A 17,510-nucleotide genomic window follows, 5' to 3' on the forward strand; every position below is an offset into this window, starting at 1 on the left:
CGATCTGCCCCATGCACGCTGAAACCCCTAGCTCCGCCCGCCGCCGGCTGCTGCCAGCGCTGGCCGCCGTCCTCCTGCTGGCCCCGCTCGCCGGCTGCATCGGCCGGCGGGCAGGCTGCGTTCGATTTCGGCCAGGGCCTCCAGTTTCTGTTGCAGCAGCTCCGCCTGGCGCTGGCTGTCCTTCAACTGCTGGTTGCTGCGTTCCAGCTGCTGGGTGAGGCGCTGGACCACGGTTTCCAGGCGCTGGCGCTCGGCGGTCTGCTCCTGCAACTGGTGGGCGAGGATGGCGGGGTCGCGCTCGGCCGGGGGCGGCCGGCCGATGCAGCCGGCGAGCGGGGCCAGCAGGAGGACGGCGGCCAGCGCTGGCAGCAGCCGGCGGCGGGCGGAGCTAGGGGTTTCAGCGTGCATGGGGCAGATCGATCCGGAAATGGGCGCCCTGGGGCGTGGGCAGCACGGCGACGCGGCCGCCGTGGGCGACGATGAATTCGCGCACGATGGCAAGGCCGAGGCCGCTGCCGCCGGCCTTGCCGCGCAGCGGCTCGGCGGGGCGCCGGCTGCCCTGGAAGAAGGGGTCGAAGATGCGTTCGACTTCCTCGGCGGCCACGCCGGGGCCTTCGTCCAGGCAGTCTATGGCCACGCCCTGCGGGCCTGCGCCGAGGCGGAAGCGGACGGTGCTGCCGGGCGGCGCATAGGCCAGCGCGTTGGCGAGCAGGTTGCCCAGCACCAGCTTGAGCTTGCCCTCGTCGGCGAGCACCGCCGCGTTGTCCTGGCCGGGCAGGGTTTCCACCTTGATCGTGACCCGCCGCGCCTCGGCCTGCAGGCGCTGTTCCTCCACCACCGCGGCCACCAGCGGCGCCAGGGCGACGCGGCGGCGCGACAGGCGGCGGGCGTCGAACAGGGTGGCGTTGTAGTCCAGCAGGTGTTCGATGCGCTCCTGCAGGGTGCGGGCGTTGTGATCCAGGATGCGGATGACTTCTTGCTGGCGCGGCGAGGTGGGGCCGGCCACCTCGTCCTGCAGCAGGGCCACGCCTTCGCGCAAGGAGGCGAGCGGCGTCTTGAGTTCATGGGAGACGTGGCGCAGCACCCGGGCGCGGTTGGCTTCCAGGTCTGCCAGGCGCAGGCGCAGCCAGTCCAGCCGGTGGCCGATCTCGCGCAGGTCGGCCGGGCCGCCGACGTTCATGCGGCGGTCGAAGCGGCCTTCGCCCAGCGCGGCAATGCCGCGGCCGATGCGCCGCAGCGGCCGTACCACCCACCAGCCGGTGAGGCCGGCGAGCACGAAGGCGGCGGCGATGGCGGCCAGCACCTGCTGGGCGAGGCGTTCGCGGCGATGGTCCAGGGCGTCGAGCTGGCGGCGGTTGTCTTCCTCGATGCGGCTGCGCACCGCGCCGGCCAGGTGGCCGTTGAGTTCGGCCAGCCGCGCCAGCGCCGGCTGCAGGCGTCCAGTGTCCGGCTTGTCTTCGAGGGCGCCATGGGCGGCGTCCGCCGCCTGGCGCCAGCTCGCCAGTTCCGCCTTGAAACCGGCCTCCGGCAGGGAGAGGAAACCGGAGGTGGCGGCACTCTCCAGCCGGTCCAGCGCGGCCACCGCTTCGGTGTGGGCGACGGCGAAGCGCTGGCGCAGCGCCGGGTCTTCCAGCACCACGAACTGGCGGGCGCTGCGTTCCATGTCCACCGTGCGTTCGCCCAGTTGCTGCACGGCGGTGGTAAGGCCGAGGGCGGTGGCGCTGCTGTCGCGGCTGCGCCGGGCGAAGTCCTCCAGCGCCAGCCAGCCGCTTACCGCCGCGGCGCCGAGGATGCCGGCGATCAGCAGGAAGCTCGCCAGCAGTGTGGCGCGGAAGGAGAGACGGGGCATGGGCAGGCGGATGGAGGTCGCAGGAGGGAAGGAGCACCGGCTCGGCTGCGGACGATCCGCGAGTTTAGGCAGCGGCCCGCGGCGGCCGGGGTAAGCAAGTGCAAATTCATGTTTCCCGGCCGGGTGTCGCCTGGATGTGACAGCCCTGAAGGCTGGCGGGGCAAGGGTTTGGCCGCTTTGACGGGAAAGGGTGTCGCCAGCAGGCGACGGTTTCCATGCTTCGATTCAAGCGAAATCGAGCTTCTGAATTGCAAGTGACTGATGATGTTTGTTTTTTTCTTCGGGCACGGTGCTTGCCATCTCCGGCGGAGGGGCCGCGTCGGCGGGCCCGCAACAGTTCCGAGGAGAAACCATGTTCAACAAACCCGCCATGTTCCCCAAAACCGCCGAACCCGCCGGTGCCCGGCCGCTACGCCCCGGCATGGGCGCCAGCGTGAGCGCGGCGGCGCCCGGTTCGTCTTCCGCCGCCGGCAGCCCGCCGATGACGCCGACGCGGGAGCCGGCCGAGGAGAAGGTGGAAGAACGGCTGGAGCAGGGCGCGAGCCCGGTCGCGGAAGAGGACAACGCCAGCGGCGGGAGCCGGCTGATCGTTGGCCCGGATGTGAAGCTGAAGGGGGCGGAGATCCTGGATTGCGACACCCTGGTGGTGGAAGGCCGGGTGGAGGCGACCATGGACAGCCGCGTGATCCGCATCGCCGAGAAGGGCGCCTACGCCGGCACGGTGGGCATAGACGTGGCGGAGATCCACGGCCGCTTCGACGGCGAACTCACCGCGCGCAAGCAGCTCATCATCCATGCCACCGGCCGGGTCAGCGGCAAGATCCGCTACGGCAAGATCTTCATCGAGGAAGGCGGCGAGATTTCCGGCGACGTGCAGTCGCTGGCGGCGTCTTCCTCCGCCTCATCCTCGCCGGTGCGGCGTCCGACCGAGCTGCGGCCGGAGAGCGACAATAACCTGACCGAGAGCAAGCCGCTGGCCGCATTGGCGGGGTGAGCTGAAACAGACGGGCGGTCGGGGGGCCGCCCGTTCCTGCCGTCTTTGACCGGCGGTTTCCGTGGTCCGCCGGTTTGCGCGAGGGGATGGCAGCAGGGGACGCCCCACCCCACTGAATGCAGCAGCAGGCGTTGGCCGCCGGACCGAGAGGCATCCGGCGGTTTTTTTTCGCCGTGCCCGGGGCGCCCGCCTCAGCCGGCGGCCGGCAGGCTGAAGTCGAAGGCGGTGCCGCCGGCGCCGCTGTCGGCGAGGACGATGTCGCTGCCGTGCAGCTGCAGCAGCCGATGGACGATGATCAGGCCCAGTCCGCCGCTATGGCTGCTGTCCGTACGCCGCGCCATTGCGCGGATGAAGAGATTGTCGCGGGTGGCGGCCGGGATGCCGGGGCCGTTGTCGCTGATGCGTACCTGCACCCGCCCGCCGGCGGCGCGCAGGCGGACGGTGATGCGGGTGCCGGCCGGGGTGTGGCGGATGGCGTTGTCCAGCAGGTTGGTCAGCACGCGCTCGACCATGCCGAGATCGGCGTGGACCGGCGGCAGCGGGGTTTCGAGGTCCACCGCGAGGGATTGTTGCCGTGTCTGTGCGGCGAGCTCGAACTTCTGCGCCACGTCCTGCAGCAGTTCGGGCAGGGCGAAGGGCTCGGGGGCCGCCTGCACCAGGCCGGACTCCAGGCGGGCGAGGTCGAACAGCTCCTGCGCCAGGCGGCCCACCTTGCGGCTCTGGTCGAGGGCGATGTCGAGATAGCGCTGGCGCGCCTCGGGGGCCAGCGTGGCGTCTTTCAGGCGCAGGGTTTCCAGGTAGCCGTGCAGCGCGGTCAGCGGTGTGCGCAGGTCATGCGAGATGTTGGCGATGAGTTCGCGCCGGCATTGGTCCTGCCGGCCCAGCTCGGCCCACTGCTGGGCGATGCGCTCGCCCATCTGGGCGAAGGCCCGGCGCAGCACGGCGATCTCGTCGCCGCCGGCTGGCTCGCCGACGCTGGCGAGGGCAGCGGCGCGTTCGCCGTCGCCGTCGAAGCGGCTCACCGCGTCGGTGAGGGCGCGCAGAGGGCGGGTGATGAGGCGGAAGGCGAGCAGACCCATCAGCAGCGCCAGCAGCGCAGCCAGCGCGGTGGTCCATAGCGCCATGCGCAGGGCGGTGTCGCGCGCCAGCGGGGTGGAAACCGCCTCCAGCTCCTCGCCCTGCAGGATCACGTAGACCCAGCCCGCCGCTTGCCCGGCCACCTCCACCGGGGCGGCGCTGAAGACCTTGCGCGCATGCGTGCTGCGCGGGTCGTCGCCCATCACCGGCAGGGCCGCGCCGGCCTGCAGGCTGCGCAGCGGGGCGAGGGTCACGCGCTGGCGGCGCAGGTGGCCCGGCGGCGCGGCGTGGGCGACGATGAGGCCGTCCTGGTCGAGCAGGTAGACCTCCACCGAGGGATTGACCGCCATCAGCTTGTCGAACAGCTCGCGCACCGCGGCCGAGCGCCAGCCGGCGGCGTCGGCGAGCTGGGCGTTGGTGGCGATGTGCGCGGCCAGGCCACTGGAAAGCTGCTGGATGGCGGCTTGCTCGTGGCGCTCGGCGGTGCGCATCTGCAGCCACACCGAGATGCCGCTGCAGGCCAGCAGCAGGCTGGCGAAAACGAGGAACAGGCGGCGGCTGATGGAGGCGGTCATTGCGCCTCCCCCGCCGCCGGCCGGGCGGCGAACTTGTAGCCCTTGCCCCATACGGTGAGGATGCGGCGCGGCGCCGCCGGGTCGGCCTCGATCTTGGCGCGCAGGCGGTTGATATGGGTGTTTACCGTGTGTTCGTAGCCCTCATGGGCGTAGCCCCATACCTTGTCCAGCAGCTCCAGGCGGGAGAACACCCTGTCTGGATGGCGGGCGAAGAAGTGCAGCAGGTCGAACTCGCGCGGGGTCAGATCCAGCACGGCGCCGTCGGCGGCGGCGGTGCGCGCCACCGGGTCGATGGCGATGCCGTGGCAGGCCAGCGCGCCGGCGTCCAGGCGGGCGTTGCGGGCGAGCGCGTCGGCGCGGCGCAGCAGGGCCTTCACCCGGGCGACCAGTTCGAGCATGGAGAAGGGCTTGGCGAGGTAGTCGTCCGCGCCCAGCTCCAGCCCGAGGATGCGGTGCATCTCGCTGGAGCGGGCGCTGATGATGATGATGGGCAGGTAGCGGGCGAGGCCGCGGGCGCGCTTGCAGATCTCCAGCCCGTCCACCCCCGGCAGCATCAGGTCCAGCACCAGCAGGTCCCAGGCCTGTGCTTCCACCAGGCGCAGGCCGCGGTCGCCGTCGGCGGCGTGTTCGACCGCATAGCCCTCGTCGCCGAGGTGCATGCGCAGCAGGTCGGCGATGTGGGCGTCGTCCTCGACGACGAGCAGCCGCGGCGGCTTGTCCATGGTGATTCCGTAGGCCTGTCTGCGTGCATCTTCGCCGAATCGGCGCCGGCCAGGTATCACGGATTGTTTAACTCTGCGTGAGGACTCCGCGACCGCGGCGGCGGAACAATGCGCCGCATCGAGGCCGCCGTGCCGCCAACCGGAGTTACGTCATGTCCGCTCTCGCTGCTTCCCCGGCCGTGCCAGCCGCGCCCGTTCATGCGGCCTGGCTGCGGCTATGCCACTGGGCGAACGCCCTGGCGGTGGTGCTCATGATGGCGAGCGGCTGGCGCATCTACAACGCTTCGCCGCTGTTCGGTTTCACCTTCCCCCCGGGATGGACCCTGGGTGGCTGGCTGGGCGGCGCGCTGCAGTGGCACTTCGCCGCGATGTGGCTGCTGGTGGCCAACGGCCTGGTCTATCTGGCCGCGGGCATCGCCGGGGGCGGCTTGCGCCGGCGCCTGCTGCCGCTGTCGCCGGCGGGGTTGGGGCACGACCTCCGCGCCGCCCTGCGCGGACGGCTGCAGCACCCGCAGGCCGGCCGCTACAACCAGCTGCAGCGCGCGGCCTACTTGTTCGCGCTGGCGGTGCTGGCGGCGCTGGTGATGTCCGGGCTGGTGTTGTGGAAGCCGGTGCAGTTCGAACTGTTGCGTGGCTTGCTGGGGGGTTACGAGGCTGCCCGCCGGGTGCATTTCTTCGCCATGGCGGCGCTGCTGGCGTTTGTTCTCGGCCACGCCGCACTGGCCTTGCTGGTGCCGCGCACGCTGGTGGCGATGGTTCGCGGACGCTGAGCGAAAAGGACAGGGACACATGGAAAACGGCTTCTTCTCCCGCCCGCGCCCCGCGCCGCTGGCGCCCGCAGAGGAGGCGGCCGCGCTGAAGGCGGCGCGCGCGCTGCTCGCGGCGCGGCTGCCTTCGTCGCGCCGCGGCTTCCTGCGCCAGCTCACCCTGGGCGGGGTCGCCCTGCTGTCGGGCTGTTCGCTGCGCGGCGACGATGGCGGCGACAGCGTGGAGCAGGCGCTGATGGCGATTTCGCGCTTCAACGACGCCGCGCAGGGCTGGCTGTTCGATCCGGCGGCGCTGGCGCCGACCTACCCGGGCAGCATGATCACCCGGCCTTTTCCGTTCAATGGCTTCTACCCGGAAGCGCTGGCGCCGGTGGTGGATGAGGCCGACTACCAGCTGGAAGTGCGCGGCCGGGTGGCCGACCACCGGCCGTGGCGGCTGGCGCAGCTGTGGGCGCTGCCGCAGCAGGAACAGATCACCCGGCACATCTGCGTTGAAGGCTGGAGCGCCATCGGGCGCTGGGGCGGCGTGCCCTTTGCCGAGTTCCTGCGCCGTGTGGGCGCCGACCTCGGCGCGCGCTACGTGGGCTTCGAATGCGCCGATGGTTACTACACCGCCATCGACATGCCGACCGCGCTGCACCCCCAGACCCTGATGGCGCTGAGCTATGACGGCCAGGTGCTGCCGCGCAGCTATGGCTTTCCGATGAAGCTGCGCATCCCCACCAAGCTTGGCTACAAGAACCCGAAGCATGTACGGGCGCTGTTCGTGACCGACCGCCGCCCCGGCGGCTATTGGGAGGACCAGGGCTACAACTGGTTCGGCGGCCTGTGAGCCGCAGGCATTTTCCGCGTCCGGCAACGGCCGGTCGCTTCCTTCGCAGTTCCCTTCCTAGCAGGAGCACACCATGAAGAAGCCGATCGCAGCGACCCTCGTTCTGTCCCTGATGCTTGCCGCCTCTGCCGCACTGGCTGCGGATATGGGCATGGACAACAAGACCACGCCGGAGACAATGAAGAAGGACGCCATGCCGGCCGACGGCATGAAGAAGGACGCCATGGGCCATGATGGGATGAAGAAACCCGAGACGATGAAGAAGGATGGGATGACCAAGGACGGCATGAAGAAAGACGCCATGGGGCATGACACCATGGGCAAGCCGGCGGCAGACGAAATGATGAAGAAGTAAGCCGGCCGCAAGGGCCATAGGGCCACAGCGCAGCGGGGGAGCAGGCATGAGGCCGCCCCCCGCTTTGCCGTGTTCACCGCGGTCCGGCCGCAGGCCGGGCCGGGCTCAGCGCGCGGTGACCACCGGGATGCCCTTGAGGCGGGCGCCGGCGGGCGGCAGCGCGTCTTCCGGCACCGCGCGCGCGAGGTAGGGCGACAGGCCGAGGCGGGGCGCCAGCCGGGCTTCCTGCGCCAGCACGCCGCGCAGGCTGGCGAGCTTGATGTGGCCGTAGCCGCGGATGCGCTCCGGCAGGGCGGCGAGTTCCACCGCGCTGGCGAGGTTGTCGGCGGTGAGCCGCGGCAGCAGGGCTTCCATCATCTCGGCGTAGCGCGCGGCCAGCTCGCGTTCCATGCGGCGTTCGGCCGTGTGGCCGAAGGGGTCCAGCCAGCTGCCGCGCAGGAACTTGCCCTTGGCCAGCCAGCCCATGGCTTTGTGCATCCAGCCGCCGTAGCGCAGCTTGCGCGGCGCGCCGCCGTCCTTGGCCCGCGCCAGCAGCGGCGGCGCCATGTGGAAGGAGAGCTTGAGCTCGCCCTCGAAGGTTTCTTCCAGCGCCTTGGTGAAGCGGCCGTCGGTGTAGAGGCGGGCGACTTCGTATTCGTCTTTGTAGGCCAGCAGCTTGGCGTAGCCTTGGGCGACGGTGCGGGTGAGCGCGAGTTCGCCGGCGGGGGCGAGCCGGCTTTCGGCGGCGCGCACCGCGTCCACCAGCTTGCGGTAGCGCGCGGCGTAGGCGGCGTTCTGGTAGCCGGTGAGGAGTTCGCTGCGGTGGGCGATCAGGGCGTCCAGCGTCATCGCCTTGGGCGCCGGTTCTTCGGCCAGCTCCAGCACGGTGTCCGGCGCGTCGGCGGCGAGGCGGCCGAGGTGGAAGGCCATGCGGTTCATCTCCACCGCCACGCCGTTGAGCTGGATGGCGCGTTCCAGCGCCGCCAGCGATACCGGCACCCGGCCGCGCTGCCAGGCGTAGCCGAGCAGCAGCAGGTTGGCGCCGATGGAGTCGCCCAGCAGGCGCAGCGCGAGGTCGTAGGCATCCACCGTTTCCAGCGCGGCGGGGTCGTCGGCGATGCCGGCGGCGTGGCGCAGCTTGTCGATCAGGGCGTCGGCATGGAGGCTGGCGTCGGGATCGCGCACGAACTTGTCGGTGGGGTTCTGGTGGCTGCTGGCGACGATGCGGGTGCGGCCGCGGCGCACCGTCTGCAGGGCGTCGGCGGAGGCGCCGACCACCAGGTCGCAGGCCAGCAGCAGGTCGGCCTGCTGGGTGTCGATGCGCACCTGGTTGAGCAACTCCGGCCGCTTGGCCCAGCGGATGAAGGCGAGCACCGCGCCGCCCTTCTGGGCGAAGCCCATGAAGTCCAGCTGGGAGCTGGCCATGCCGTCCAGGTGGGCGGCCATGCTCACCAGCGCGCCGACGGTGACGACGCCGGTGCCGCCGACGCCGGTGATCAGCATGTCGTAGGGTGCTTCGTCCAGCCCGGTGGCCGGCTGCGGCAGGTGGGCGATGAGTTCGTCCAGGCGGGCGCCGGACAGCCTGGCGACGCGCTTCTTCAGCCTGGCGCCTTCCACCGAGACGAAGCTGGGGCAGAAGCCCTGCACGCAGGAGTAGTCCTTGTTGCAGGAGGATTGCTCGATCTGGCGCTTGCGCCCCAGCGGCGTCTCCAGCGGCAGCACCGACAGGCAGTTGGACTGCTGGCCGCAGTCGCCGCAGCCTTCGCACACTTCGGCGTTGATGAAGATGCGGCGGTCGGGGTCGGGGAAGGCGCCTTTCTTGCGCCGGCGGCGCTTCTCGGCGGCGCAGGTCTGGTCGTAGATGAGGCAGGTGACGCCCGCGATGCCGCGCAGCGTGCGTTGCACCGCGTCCAGCTCGCTGCGGTGGTGGAAGGTGGTGCCGGGCGGGAACAGGTTCTCCTGGCCCTGGTACTTCTCCGGCTCGTCGGACACCACCGCCAGCTTCTTCACGCCTTCGGCCTCGACCTGGCGGGCGATGCGCTCGACGCCGATGACGCCATCCACCGGCTGGCCGCCCGTCATCGCCACCGCGTCGTTGTAGAGGATCTTGTAGGTGAGGTTGGCGCGGGCGGCGATGGCCTGGCGGATGGCGAGCAGGCCGGAGTGGAAGTAGGTGCCGTCGCCCAGGTTCTGGAACACGTGCGGGCGCTTGGTGAAGCGGCCGTGGGCAGCCCAGTCCACGCCTTCGCCGCCCATCTGGATCAGGCCGGTGGTGTCGCGCTCCATCCACGAGGCCATGAAGTGGCAGCCGATGCCGGCCTGGGCGATGGAGCCTTCCGGCACCCGGGTGGAGGTGTTGTGCGGACAGCCGGAGCAGAAGTAGGGCAGGCGGCGCACCGCGTCGGCGGCGTTGGAGAGCAGTTCGGGGGCGGTGAAGTGGCGCACCCGGTCGCGGCGGTCCAGCGCCGGCTTGTGCCGCGCCAGCCAGTCGGCGAAGGCCGGCATGATGCGCGAGGGGCGCAGCTCGCCCAGCGCCGAGAGCAGCGCGCAGCCGCTTACGTCCTGCTTGCCGATGATGCGTGGGCGGGCGTCGGCGGAGCGGTTGAACAGTAGCTCCTTCAGCTGGCGTTCGACCACCGGCGCTTTCTCTTCGATCACCAGCACTTCGGCGAGGCCGTCGACGAAAGCTTCCATGCCCACCGTTTCCAGCGGGAACACCAGGCCGACCTTGTAGACGCGGATGCCGGCGGCTTCCAGGTCGGCAGGCGTGAGGTCCAGCCGGCGCAGCACTTCGAGGAAGTCGTAGTGGGCCTTGCCGACGGTGACGATGCCGAGGTCCGCGCCTGGCGTGGTGCACACCAGGCGGTCCAGCGGATTGGCGCGGGCGAAGGCGCGCACCGCGTCCAGCTTGGCCGCCAGGCGCTGTTCGATGGTGAGGCTGGGCAGATCCGGCCAACGGTAGTGCAGGCCGCCGGCGGGAACGATGAACTCGGCTGGCGGCGGGAATTCGGTGCGCACCCGGGAGAGGTCTACCGTCATGCCGGACTCGACCACCTCCGAGATGGCCTTGAAGCCCACCCAGTTGCCGGAGAAGCGCGACAGGGCCCAGCCCCACAGGCCGAACTCCAGGTATTCGGCGACGTTGCCGGGATGGATCACCGGCATGCTCCAGGCCTGCATGGCGAGGTCGCTCTGGTGCGGCATGGAGGAGGAGACGCAGCCGTGGTCGTCGCCCGCCACCACCAGCACGCCGCCGCGCGGCGAAGCGCCGTAGGCGTTGCCGTGCTTGAGGGCGTCGCCGGCGCGGTCCACGCCCGGACCCTTGCCGTACCACATGGCGAACACGCCATCGACGGTGCGCTCCGGGTCGCTCTGCACCTGCTGGCTGCCGAGCACCGCGGTGCCGCCCAGTTCCTCGTTGATGGCGGGCAGGAACTCGACGCGGGCAGCGTCCAGCATCTTCTTCGCCTTCCACATCGCCTGGTCCAGCCCGCCCAGCGGCGAGCCGCGGTAGCCGGAGACGAAGCCGGCGGTCTCCAGCCCGCGGGCGCGGTCCAGCGCCGCCTGCATCAGCGGCAGCCGCACCAGCGCCTGGATGCCGGTGAGGAAGACGGTGCCGGCGGTGGCGCGCAGATTGTCGGCGAGTTGGTAATCGGGGCGAGCCAGCGGGGTGGCGGGTGCAGGCGGCGCGGCAGATTGGGTGGGGGCCGCAGCCGGCTCCGGGGCCGTGCCTGGGCTGCTACAGGCGTCTTTTTCAGGGACGTGCTTGGGGCTGGGGGTGTGCATCGGTCTCTCCACTGGCGGGCGGCCGTCGGGCGGCTGCTCTTTGTCGTCATTGGAGAGAGCTTAGGGGGCTCAGGTGGATGATGCGTTCTTCAATTCGCCGGAATAGGGGGCAATCGAGTAGATTTGTGCTCTGAATTGGCGGGATGGAGGAATGAAGATGTTCGACCGAATGACGCGCCGCATCCTGGACGCGCTGCAGCGCGACGCCCGGCTGTCGGTGCAGGACCTGGCGGCGGCGGTCGGCCTGTCCGCCACGCCGTGCTGGCGGCGGCTGAAGGAGATCGAGAAATCCGGCGTGGTGCGGCGGCACACGGTGCTGCTGGACCGCGAGGCGCTGGGGCTGAAGGAGTGCCTGATGGCGCATGTGACGCTGCTGCGTCACGCCGGCAACACGGTGGAGGAGTTCGAGCGTGCGGTACTCACCCATCCGGAGGTGATCGAGTGCTACAGCACCACCGGTGATGCGGACTACATCCTGAAGATCGTGGTGCCGGACATGAAGGCCTACGACGCTTTCCTGCACAAGCGCATCTTCAGCATTCCCGGCGTGGCCAACGTGCGCACCGCGGTGGTGCTGCGGGAGGTGAAGTACGACACCTTGCTGCCGATCGATACCGAGTGAGGAGCGCTGCGGCCCACTTCGGCAGGGAAAAGGGGCGTAGAGGCTCGGCTGCGTTTCAACTCGACGAAGCTTCCTCTTTCCTCCTCAGCCCTTCCCCATTTCTGCTAGGGAGAGGAGGGCCGTCGGTTGCATGAGTCCGCCGACGGCCGCGCTTCTTACTCTTCGATTTCCGGGTTCTCGCCGACGGTGAAGCGTTCCAGCAGGGTTTCCAGGGCCTTGGCTATGGCGGGCTTGTCCAGGTTCACCAGGCGCAGGCCGGTGATCTGCAGGTCGGGCTGGGCGTCCGGGCCGCTCCATTGGGCCAGGGCTTCGAACACTACCGAGCGGGTCTTGCCGTTGGCATCCGGATAATCGACCCGCAGCTTGTGCACCGGGCCTGCGGGCAGCGGCTTTTCGCCGTAGAGCAGGAAACCGCCGGGCGAGATGTCGCCGATGCGGCCGAGCAGGGCATCGCTGTCGGCATCGTGCACGCGGAAGTTGAGGGAGATGGCGCGGCGGCGGTAGAGGCGTCTGTCCATGATGGCGCTCTCAGTGGGCCGCTTGCTGCAGCGGCTGGGTGGCGGCTTGGTCCATCGGTCTCCTCCTCGAGGCGTCTGTTCTTGTTGGTGGGCCCGGTGATGGCTGCACCGTGGCCGGTCTTGCTCAGTTCACCGGGGCCGCGTCGCCGACGGCGAGGCGGGCCGGCGCCCAGCTCCATTGCTTTTCCCAGGCGGTGCGGACCAGGTTGGGATACTCGGGCTTGCCCAGGCTGCCGTTGTAGCGGCCCAGGGCGCGGAAGAGGTCGCCCTTCTCGATGTCCAGGTAGTGGCGCAGGATGGTGCAGCCGTAGCGCAGGTTGGTGCGCAGATGGAAGAGGTTGTCGTTCGGCCGGCCGAGCACGTTGAGCCAGAAGGGCATGACCTGCATGAAGCCGCGCGCGCCGGCACTGGAGATGGCGTACTTGCGGAAATTGCTCTCGACCTGGATCAGGCCCAGCACCAGCTGCGGGTCCAGCCCGGCGCGGGTGGCTTCGTAATGCACGCTGACCAGCAGTTCGCTGCGGTAGGCTGCATCCGGGATGCGTCTCTCCAGTCGGCGCGACATTTCCGCCAGCCAGCGGGCGCGTTCGCCGGCGTCCGGAATCGGCAGCGTCGGCGCGGCCGAATCGCTCACCGCCGCATGCAGCGCCGCCTGCACGCTGGCCGCCAGCGGTTCGTACTGCTGCGCACCGGCCAGGGCGAAGCCGCTGGTGGCGGTGAGCAGCGCGAAGGCGAGCGGGCGCAGGAGGCGGAGGGCGTGCATGCCGACGTTATAGTCGAGGCGGATCAGCCGCGGCAACGGGCGATGACGTGGGCGGCGATGTCGGCCGGCGCCAGCTTGCTGGCTGCAGCGTCGCGCCGGCCCTGGTACTCCACCACGCCGTCCTTGAGGCCGCGGTCGCCGATGGTGACGCGGTGAGGGACGCCGATGAGTTCCCAGTCGGCGAACATCACGCCGGGGCGCTCGTCGCGGTCGTCGAGGATGACGTCGATGCCGGCGGCCAGCAGCGCTTCGTAAAGCTTCTCCGCCTCGGCGCGCACCGCTTCGGACTTGCTCCAGCCCACCGGGCAGAGCACGACTTCGAAGGGGGCGATGGCGTTCGGCCAGATGATGCCGCGCTCGTCGTTGTTCTGTTCGATGGCGGCGCCGACGATGCGGGTGACGCCGATGCCGTAGCAGCCCATCTCGAAGTGGCGCGGCTTGCCGTCCTCGGCGAGGAAGGTGGCGTTCATCGCCTTGGAGTACTTGGTGCCGAGGTAGAACACGTGGCCGACTTCGATGCCGCGTTGGATGGCGAGCACGCCCTTGCCGTCCGGCGAGGGATCGCCTTCGACCACGTTGCGCAGATCGGCGACCAGTTCCGGTTCCGGCAGGTCGCGGCCCCAGTTCACCCCGGTGTAGTGGAAGTCCGCCTCGTTGGCGCCGCAGACGAAGTTGCCCATGTCGGCAACGGTGCGGTCGGCGACGATGCGCACCGGCTTCTTCAGGCCGATGGGGCCGAGGTAGCCGGGCTTGCAGCCGAAGTGCTCCAGGATTTCGGCTTCGGTGGCGAAGCGGAAGCCGGCCTTCAGCCCTTCCACCTTGCCTGCCTTCACTTCATTCAGTTCGTGGTCGCCGCGCACCAGCAGCAGCCAGACGGTGGTCTTGACCACGCGGCCGGCCTCGTCCGTTTCCTCGGTGGCCAGCACCAGGGACTTCACCGTCTGCGCCAGCGGCAGGCCGAGCAGTTCGGCCACGTCCTCGCAGCGCTCCTTGCCCGGCGTCGGTGCCTTCTCCAGCGCGGCGGTGGGGGAGACGCGGCCCGGCAGCAGCGACACCGCTTCGGCCAACTCGATATTGGCGGCGTAGTCGGAGGTGGGGCAGTAGACCAGCGCGTCTTCGCCGGTGTCGGCGATCACCTGGAATTCGTGCGAGCGGTCGCCGCCGATGGCGCCGGTGTCGGCCGCCACCGCGCGGTAGGTGAGGCCCAGGCGCTCGAAGATGCGGCCGTAGGCGGCGTACATGCGGTCGTAGCTCACGCCGGCGGCGGCTTCGTCGCGGTCGAAGGAATAGCCGTCCTTCATCACGAACTCGCGGCCGCGCATGACGCCGAAGCGGGGGCGGCGTTCGTCGCGGAACTTGGTCTGGATCTGGTAGAAGTTTTTCGGCAGCTGGCGGTAGCTCTTCAGCTCCTGGCGGGCGATGTCGGTCACCACTTCCTCGGAGGTGGGCTGCAGCGCGAAGTCGCGTTCATGGCGGTCTTTCAAGCGCAGCAGCTCGGGGCCCATCTTGTCCCAGCGGCCGGTCTCCTGCCACAGCTCGGCAGGCTGCACCAGCGGCATCACCAGCTCGATGGCGCCGGCGCGGTTAAGTTCTTCGCGGATGATGGCTTCCACCTTGCGGATGCTGCGCAGACCCATCGGCATGTAGTTGTAGATGCCGGCGGCGACCTTGCGGATCATCCCGGCGCGCAGCATCAGCTTCTGGCTGATCACCTCGGCGTCGGAGGGGGCTTCCTTCAGGGTGGAAATATGGAACTGGCTCGCGCGCATGCTGGGTCGGAATTCTTGGTAGGTGGAATCGGCGGATTCTAGCGCATGGCAGGCTCGCCGGCGCCCTTCGGCCGATGCCCAAAACCGCACCGGGCGCAAGCTTTCCAACCCCGGGCAAGTGTGGAAGAATCGAGACAGTCCATCAAATTCAGAAGGTTCCATCATGCTCGATCGTGAAGGCTATCGCCCGAACGTCGGCATCCTCCTGGTCAATACGCGCAACGAGGTTTTCTGGGGCAAACGCATCCGTGAACATTCCTGGCAGTTCCCGCAAGGTGGCATCAAGCACGGCGAAACGCCGGAGCAGGCGATGTACCGGGAGCTTCACGAGGAAGTGGGTCTGCGCCCCGAGCACGTGAAAATCCTCGGCCGTACCCGGGGCTGGTTGCGTTACGACGTCCCCAAGCACTGGATCAAGCGCGAATGGCGTAATACCTACCGCGGCCAGAAGCAGATCTGGTTCCTGCTGCGGCTGGTGGGGCGGGATTCGGATGTGTGCCTGCGGGCCAGTTCGCATCCGGAATTCGACGCCTGGCGCTGGAGCGACTACTGGGTGCCGCTGGATGCGGTGATCGAGTTCAAGCGCCAGGTTTATCAGCAGGCGTTGACTGAACTATCCCGCATCCTGTTTCGCTCGCGGCCCTGCGAGCTGCCGGAGAGTTACCAGCAATTGGCGGCCGCCCAGCCGCCGGTGCAGGCGCAGGCGGCAATCACGCAGCGTCCCTGAGCCGCGTTTTCGGTATGAACGAATCCCCCGGTGGGTGGCTGAGGCCGCTGACCGGGGGATTCGCTTTAGGCCGCCCTCTTTTCGAAACCTCTCCCCGAAAGCACGCCCGGCTTCCCCATTGCAAGCAGTGCGCAGCGAACTCCATTGAGGTCAGCCGGTCCTTGCGCGTATGCCGGGGTGTTCCCGGTTGTTCGGATGCATCCCCGGCTGGGTTGCCCGGCAATGACCGGGCGGAGTGTTGTCGTGCCGTTCGGGAGGTGTGCCATGTTGAGGGAACGTTTCGAGCCCATGCGCAGGGTGGAACTGGCCGGAATGAGTTGCAGTATCGCGGACGTGATCGAAGAGCGCCGCGTCCACCTCGACTCGCCGGCAATTGATGTGATGACGGACCTCAAGCGCATCCCCGCCGCCAGCGTGCCGGCGGCGGAGCCGCACGAGGAGGCGCTGCGGGTGATGCAGATGCGCGGGGTGCGGCTGCTGCTGGTGGTGGATGGAAGCGGCTTGGTCATCGGTGTCGTTACCGCGGCGGACCTACTCGGCGAACGTCCGCTGCGCGCTGCCAGGGAGCAGGGCCTGCGGCGCGGGGAGGTGACGGTGGCGCGCGTGATGACGCCGCTGTCGGCGATGGACGCGGTGCGTCACGAGGACGTGCTGCGGGCGGACGTGGGGCACGTCATCGCCACGCTGGGACGCTCCGGCCGTCAGCATGCCTTGGTGATAGAGAATGCGCAGGATGGCAGGGTGTGCATCCGCGGCATCTTCTCGCGCACGCAGATTGCCCGTCAGTTGGGCGTCGCCTTGCCCGAAGGGGCGGAGGTGGCGCGGAGCTTCGCCGAGATCGAGGCCGCCATCGCCGCCTAGCCGCCGCGGCTCAACGGCAGGATGCGGCGCGAGCGCATACAATGCGGCCAGAGGCCCGGCGCTGCCGGGCTGCTTCGGCTTCATAGTGGAGAGCAACTGGTTTGAATCGTTTGCCGAATTTGCTGCGCTGCCTGGGGGCAGTGGTGATGGTGGGGGTGGTGTCGCAAGCGCTTGCCGCTGGCCCGTTGGATGACCGGCGGGAGAATACGTTGAACGTGGATCCAGACGACGAGGTCTGGAAGGAGCAGGGCTATGAGATGCCCGGCGCTCCCGATCCGGCAAGTTATGTTGGATTTTTCGTCAATGCGACCTCCACCGGAGAGTTCTTCATCGACCGTAGCCATCTGAGTATCGGTGAGGATGGAATCGTGCGCTATGTGCTGATCGTGCGCTCGCCGTCGGGTGCCGAAAGCGCCACCTTCGAGGGCATACGCTGCGATACCCGCGAGCGGCGCCTCTATGCAAGCTGGCATGCCAAGGGTGGTTGGGCTCCGCTGAAGAACAGTAACTGGCAACGCATGGGGCAGAGCGCCTACAACCGTCCGCGTGCAGTACTCGCGGAAGATTATTTCTGCGATGGCAATGCGCCGCCGCGTGACAGGAAAGCTGCCCTGATTCGCCTCGAAGGGGGCGCGGAATACACTGATCCGAGGAACAGGATGCCATGATAGACAACGCCATCCTGCAGTTCGACAGGGCGCTGAGGGCAGTCTTTGCGCCGGCTCGCTCCGTCAGGCCGGTTCCGGGGGGTGACATGCCGGATGCCGTCATGGAAGACGCGCAGCGCAGGCATGTGGCGGGGCTGATGCGGATCAACCACTGCGGCGAAATCTGCGCCCAGGCGCTCTATCAGGGGCAGGCGATCATGTCGCAGGATCCGGCTACCCGCGAGGCGCTGGAGCAGGCCTCCCGCGAAGAAACCGAGCATCTGGCATGGACGGAGCAGCGGCTGGGCGAACTGGGCAGCCGTAAGAGCCTGCTGAATCCGCTCTGGTATAGCGGCGCGCTGGCGATCGGGTTGCTGGCGGGGCGTTTCGGGGATCGCTGGAACCTTGGCTTCCTGGCGGAAACCGAGCGGCAGGTCGAGGCGCACCTGAAGGGGCACCTGGACAAGCTGCCGGATGAAGATCGCAAGTCGCGGGCGATTCTCGACCAGATGAAGGTGGATGAGGCCGGACATGCCGACACTGCGGTTCATCTGGGTGCCCATGAGTTGCCCGCGCCGGTGAAGGTCGCCATGAAGATGGCGTCCAAAGTGATGACTCGCACCGCTTACTATCTGTAAGCCTCATGACTCCCTTCCGGTGGAGGGAG

General features: G+C 69.0%; 17 protein-coding genes. 9 read left to right on the top strand and 8 right to left on the bottom strand.

The features are described 5' to 3' along the window. Positions 1 to 27 precede the first annotated feature (27 nt). Both GRF61_RS03125 and GRF61_RS03130 read right to left on the bottom strand, forming a co-directional pair. Positions 28 to 408 (bottom strand): hypothetical protein, encoded by a 381-nt coding sequence (locus tag GRF61_RS03125; RefSeq protein WP_169149269.1) that lies wholly within the window; start codon positions 406 to 408, stop codon positions 28 to 30. After that, complete coding sequence (locus GRF61_RS03130) at positions 398 to 1,849, bottom strand: ATP-binding protein (protein WP_169149270.1); 1,452 nt, start codon at positions 1,847 to 1,849, stop codon at positions 398 to 400. Before GRF61_RS03130 ends, GRF61_RS03125 begins: the two co-directional genes overlap by 11 nt. Positions 1,850 to 2,201: 352 nt before the next feature. Between GRF61_RS03130 and GRF61_RS03135 the strand changes: the two genes are divergently transcribed. After that, the gene (locus tag GRF61_RS03135) at positions 2,202 to 2,843 is read left to right on the top strand and encodes a polymer-forming cytoskeletal protein (protein WP_248281086.1); all 642 of its coding nucleotides are present in this window, start codon (positions 2,202 to 2,204) and stop codon (positions 2,841 to 2,843) included. Between the two features lie 191 nt (positions 2,844 to 3,034). Here GRF61_RS03135 and GRF61_RS03140 read toward each other — a convergent pair whose 3' ends face one another. Next, positions 3,035 to 4,495, bottom strand: coding sequence for a HAMP domain-containing sensor histidine kinase (locus GRF61_RS03140; protein ID WP_169149271.1), 1,461 nt, complete (start codon positions 4,493 to 4,495; stop codon positions 3,035 to 3,037). Further along, positions 4,492 to 5,217 (bottom strand): response regulator transcription factor, encoded by a 726-nt coding sequence (locus tag GRF61_RS03145; protein WP_169149272.1) that lies wholly within the window; start codon positions 5,215 to 5,217, stop codon positions 4,492 to 4,494. The genes GRF61_RS03140 and GRF61_RS03145 overlap by 4 nt, the downstream gene beginning before the upstream one ends. Positions 5,218 to 5,369: 152 nt before the next feature. Here GRF61_RS03145 and GRF61_RS03150 point away from each other — a divergent pair, with 152 nt between their 5' ends. The 3 genes from GRF61_RS03150 (at position 5,370) to GRF61_RS03160 (ending at position 7,171) form a co-directional block, all read left to right on the top strand. Beyond that, positions 5,370 to 5,987: a cytochrome b/b6 domain-containing protein gene (locus GRF61_RS03150; protein ID WP_169149273.1), complete on the top strand. Its 618-nt coding sequence runs from the start codon at positions 5,370 to 5,372 to the stop codon at positions 5,985 to 5,987. Positions 5,988 to 6,006: 19 nt separating this feature from the next. Continuing rightward, a complete protein-coding gene (locus tag GRF61_RS03155; protein WP_169149274.1) occupies positions 6,007 to 6,816 on the top strand; it encodes a molybdopterin-dependent oxidoreductase in 810 nt (269 codons plus the stop codon). A gap of 73 nt (positions 6,817 to 6,889) precedes the next feature. Then, the gene (locus tag GRF61_RS03160; protein ID WP_169149275.1) at positions 6,890 to 7,171 is read left to right on the top strand and encodes a pentapeptide MXKDX repeat protein; all 282 of its coding nucleotides are present in this window, start codon (positions 6,890 to 6,892) and stop codon (positions 7,169 to 7,171) included. Between the two features lie 105 nt (positions 7,172 to 7,276). On the opposite strand, the gene GRF61_RS03165 is transcribed toward GRF61_RS03160, so the two are convergent. Then, the gene (locus GRF61_RS03165; protein ID WP_169149276.1) at positions 7,277 to 10,936 is read right to left on the bottom strand and encodes an indolepyruvate ferredoxin oxidoreductase family protein; all 3,660 of its coding nucleotides are present in this window, start codon (positions 10,934 to 10,936) and stop codon (positions 7,277 to 7,279) included. 157 nt (positions 10,937 to 11,093) lie between these two features. Here GRF61_RS03165 and GRF61_RS03170 point away from each other — a divergent pair, with 157 nt between their 5' ends. Beyond that, positions 11,094 to 11,558 carry an Lrp/AsnC family transcriptional regulator gene (locus tag GRF61_RS03170; protein WP_248281089.1) on the top strand — a complete coding sequence of 155 codons (465 nt, stop codon included), beginning with the start codon at positions 11,094 to 11,096 and terminating at the stop codon, positions 11,556 to 11,558. Positions 11,559 to 11,713: 155 nt separating this feature from the next. Here GRF61_RS03170 and GRF61_RS03175 read toward each other — a convergent pair whose 3' ends face one another. From GRF61_RS03175 to GRF61_RS03185, 3 genes are all read right to left on the bottom strand, one after another. Next, the gene (locus GRF61_RS03175) at positions 11,714 to 12,076 is read right to left on the bottom strand and encodes a PilZ domain-containing protein (protein WP_169149278.1); all 363 of its coding nucleotides are present in this window, start codon (positions 12,074 to 12,076) and stop codon (positions 11,714 to 11,716) included. A 124-nt stretch (positions 12,077 to 12,200) separates the two neighbouring features. Further along, positions 12,201 to 12,839, bottom strand: a complete 639-nt coding sequence (locus GRF61_RS03180) for a lytic transglycosylase domain-containing protein (protein WP_169149279.1) — start codon at positions 12,837 to 12,839, stop codon at positions 12,201 to 12,203. Positions 12,840 to 12,862: 23 nt separating this feature from the next. Beyond that, positions 12,863 to 14,608, bottom strand: a complete 1,746-nt coding sequence (locus GRF61_RS03185) for a proline--tRNA ligase (protein ID WP_169149280.1) — start codon at positions 14,606 to 14,608, stop codon at positions 12,863 to 12,865. A 163-nt stretch (positions 14,609 to 14,771) separates the two neighbouring features. Between GRF61_RS03185 and GRF61_RS03190 the strand changes: the two genes are divergently transcribed. From GRF61_RS03190 to coq7, 4 genes are all read left to right on the top strand, one after another. Then, positions 14,772 to 15,335, top strand: coding sequence for an RNA pyrophosphohydrolase (locus GRF61_RS03190; RefSeq protein ID WP_169149281.1), 564 nt, complete (start codon positions 14,772 to 14,774; stop codon positions 15,333 to 15,335). Positions 15,336 to 15,647: 312 nt separating this feature from the next. Further along, positions 15,648 to 16,196 carry a CBS domain-containing protein gene (locus GRF61_RS03195; RefSeq protein WP_248281087.1) on the top strand — a complete coding sequence of 183 codons (549 nt, stop codon included), beginning with the start codon at positions 15,648 to 15,650 and terminating at the stop codon, positions 16,194 to 16,196. Between the two features lie 101 nt (positions 16,197 to 16,297). Then, positions 16,298 to 16,864 (top strand): CNP1-like family protein, encoded by a 567-nt coding sequence (locus GRF61_RS03200; protein WP_248281088.1) that lies wholly within the window; start codon positions 16,298 to 16,300, stop codon positions 16,862 to 16,864. Next, complete coding sequence (gene coq7 / locus GRF61_RS03205) at positions 16,861 to 17,481, top strand: 2-polyprenyl-3-methyl-6-methoxy-1,4-benzoquinone monooxygenase (RefSeq protein ID WP_169149282.1); 621 nt, start codon at positions 16,861 to 16,863, stop codon at positions 17,479 to 17,481. The genes GRF61_RS03200 and coq7 overlap by 4 nt, the downstream gene beginning before the upstream one ends. Positions 17,482 to 17,510 lie beyond the last annotated feature (29 nt).

Source organism: Azoarcus sp. TTM-91, assembly GCF_012911025.1.
GTDB lineage: Bacteria > Pseudomonadota > Gammaproteobacteria > Burkholderiales > Rhodocyclaceae > Azoarcus.

Coding starts and splice junctions, on each gene's coding strand:
- GRF61_RS03125 (WP_169149269.1), bottom strand. CDS start 408: ATGCACGCTGAAACCCCTAGCTCCGCCCGCCGCCGGCTGCTGCCAGCG.
- GRF61_RS03130 (WP_169149270.1), bottom strand. CDS start 1,849: ATGCCCCGTCTCTCCTTCCGCGCCACACTGCTGGCGAGCTTCCTGCTG.
- GRF61_RS03135 (WP_248281086.1), top strand. CDS start 2,202: ATGTTCAACAAACCCGCCATGTTCCCCAAAACCGCCGAACCCGCCGGT.
- GRF61_RS03140 (WP_169149271.1), bottom strand. CDS start 4,495: ATGACCGCCTCCATCAGCCGCCGCCTGTTCCTCGTTTTCGCCAGCCTG.
- GRF61_RS03145 (WP_169149272.1), bottom strand. CDS start 5,217: ATGGACAAGCCGCCGCGGCTGCTCGTCGTCGAGGACGACGCCCACATC.
- GRF61_RS03150 (WP_169149273.1), top strand. CDS start 5,370: ATGTCCGCTCTCGCTGCTTCCCCGGCCGTGCCAGCCGCGCCCGTTCAT.
- GRF61_RS03155 (WP_169149274.1), top strand. CDS start 6,007: ATGGAAAACGGCTTCTTCTCCCGCCCGCGCCCCGCGCCGCTGGCGCCC.
- GRF61_RS03160 (WP_169149275.1), top strand. CDS start 6,890: ATGAAGAAGCCGATCGCAGCGACCCTCGTTCTGTCCCTGATGCTTGCC.
- GRF61_RS03165 (WP_169149276.1), bottom strand. CDS start 10,936: ATGCACACCCCCAGCCCCAAGCACGTCCCTGAAAAAGACGCCTGTAGC.
- GRF61_RS03170 (WP_248281089.1), top strand. CDS start 11,094: ATGTTCGACCGAATGACGCGCCGCATCCTGGACGCGCTGCAGCGCGAC.
- GRF61_RS03175 (WP_169149278.1), bottom strand. CDS start 12,076: ATGGACAGACGCCTCTACCGCCGCCGCGCCATCTCCCTCAACTTCCGC.
- GRF61_RS03180 (WP_169149279.1), bottom strand. CDS start 12,839: ATGCACGCCCTCCGCCTCCTGCGCCCGCTCGCCTTCGCGCTGCTCACC.
- GRF61_RS03185 (WP_169149280.1), bottom strand. CDS start 14,608: ATGCGCGCGAGCCAGTTCCATATTTCCACCCTGAAGGAAGCCCCCTCC.
- GRF61_RS03190 (WP_169149281.1), top strand. CDS start 14,772: ATGCTCGATCGTGAAGGCTATCGCCCGAACGTCGGCATCCTCCTGGTC.
- GRF61_RS03195 (WP_248281087.1), top strand. CDS start 15,648: ATGAGTTGCAGTATCGCGGACGTGATCGAAGAGCGCCGCGTCCACCTC.
- coq7 (WP_169149282.1), top strand. CDS start 16,861: ATGATAGACAACGCCATCCTGCAGTTCGACAGGGCGCTGAGGGCAGTC.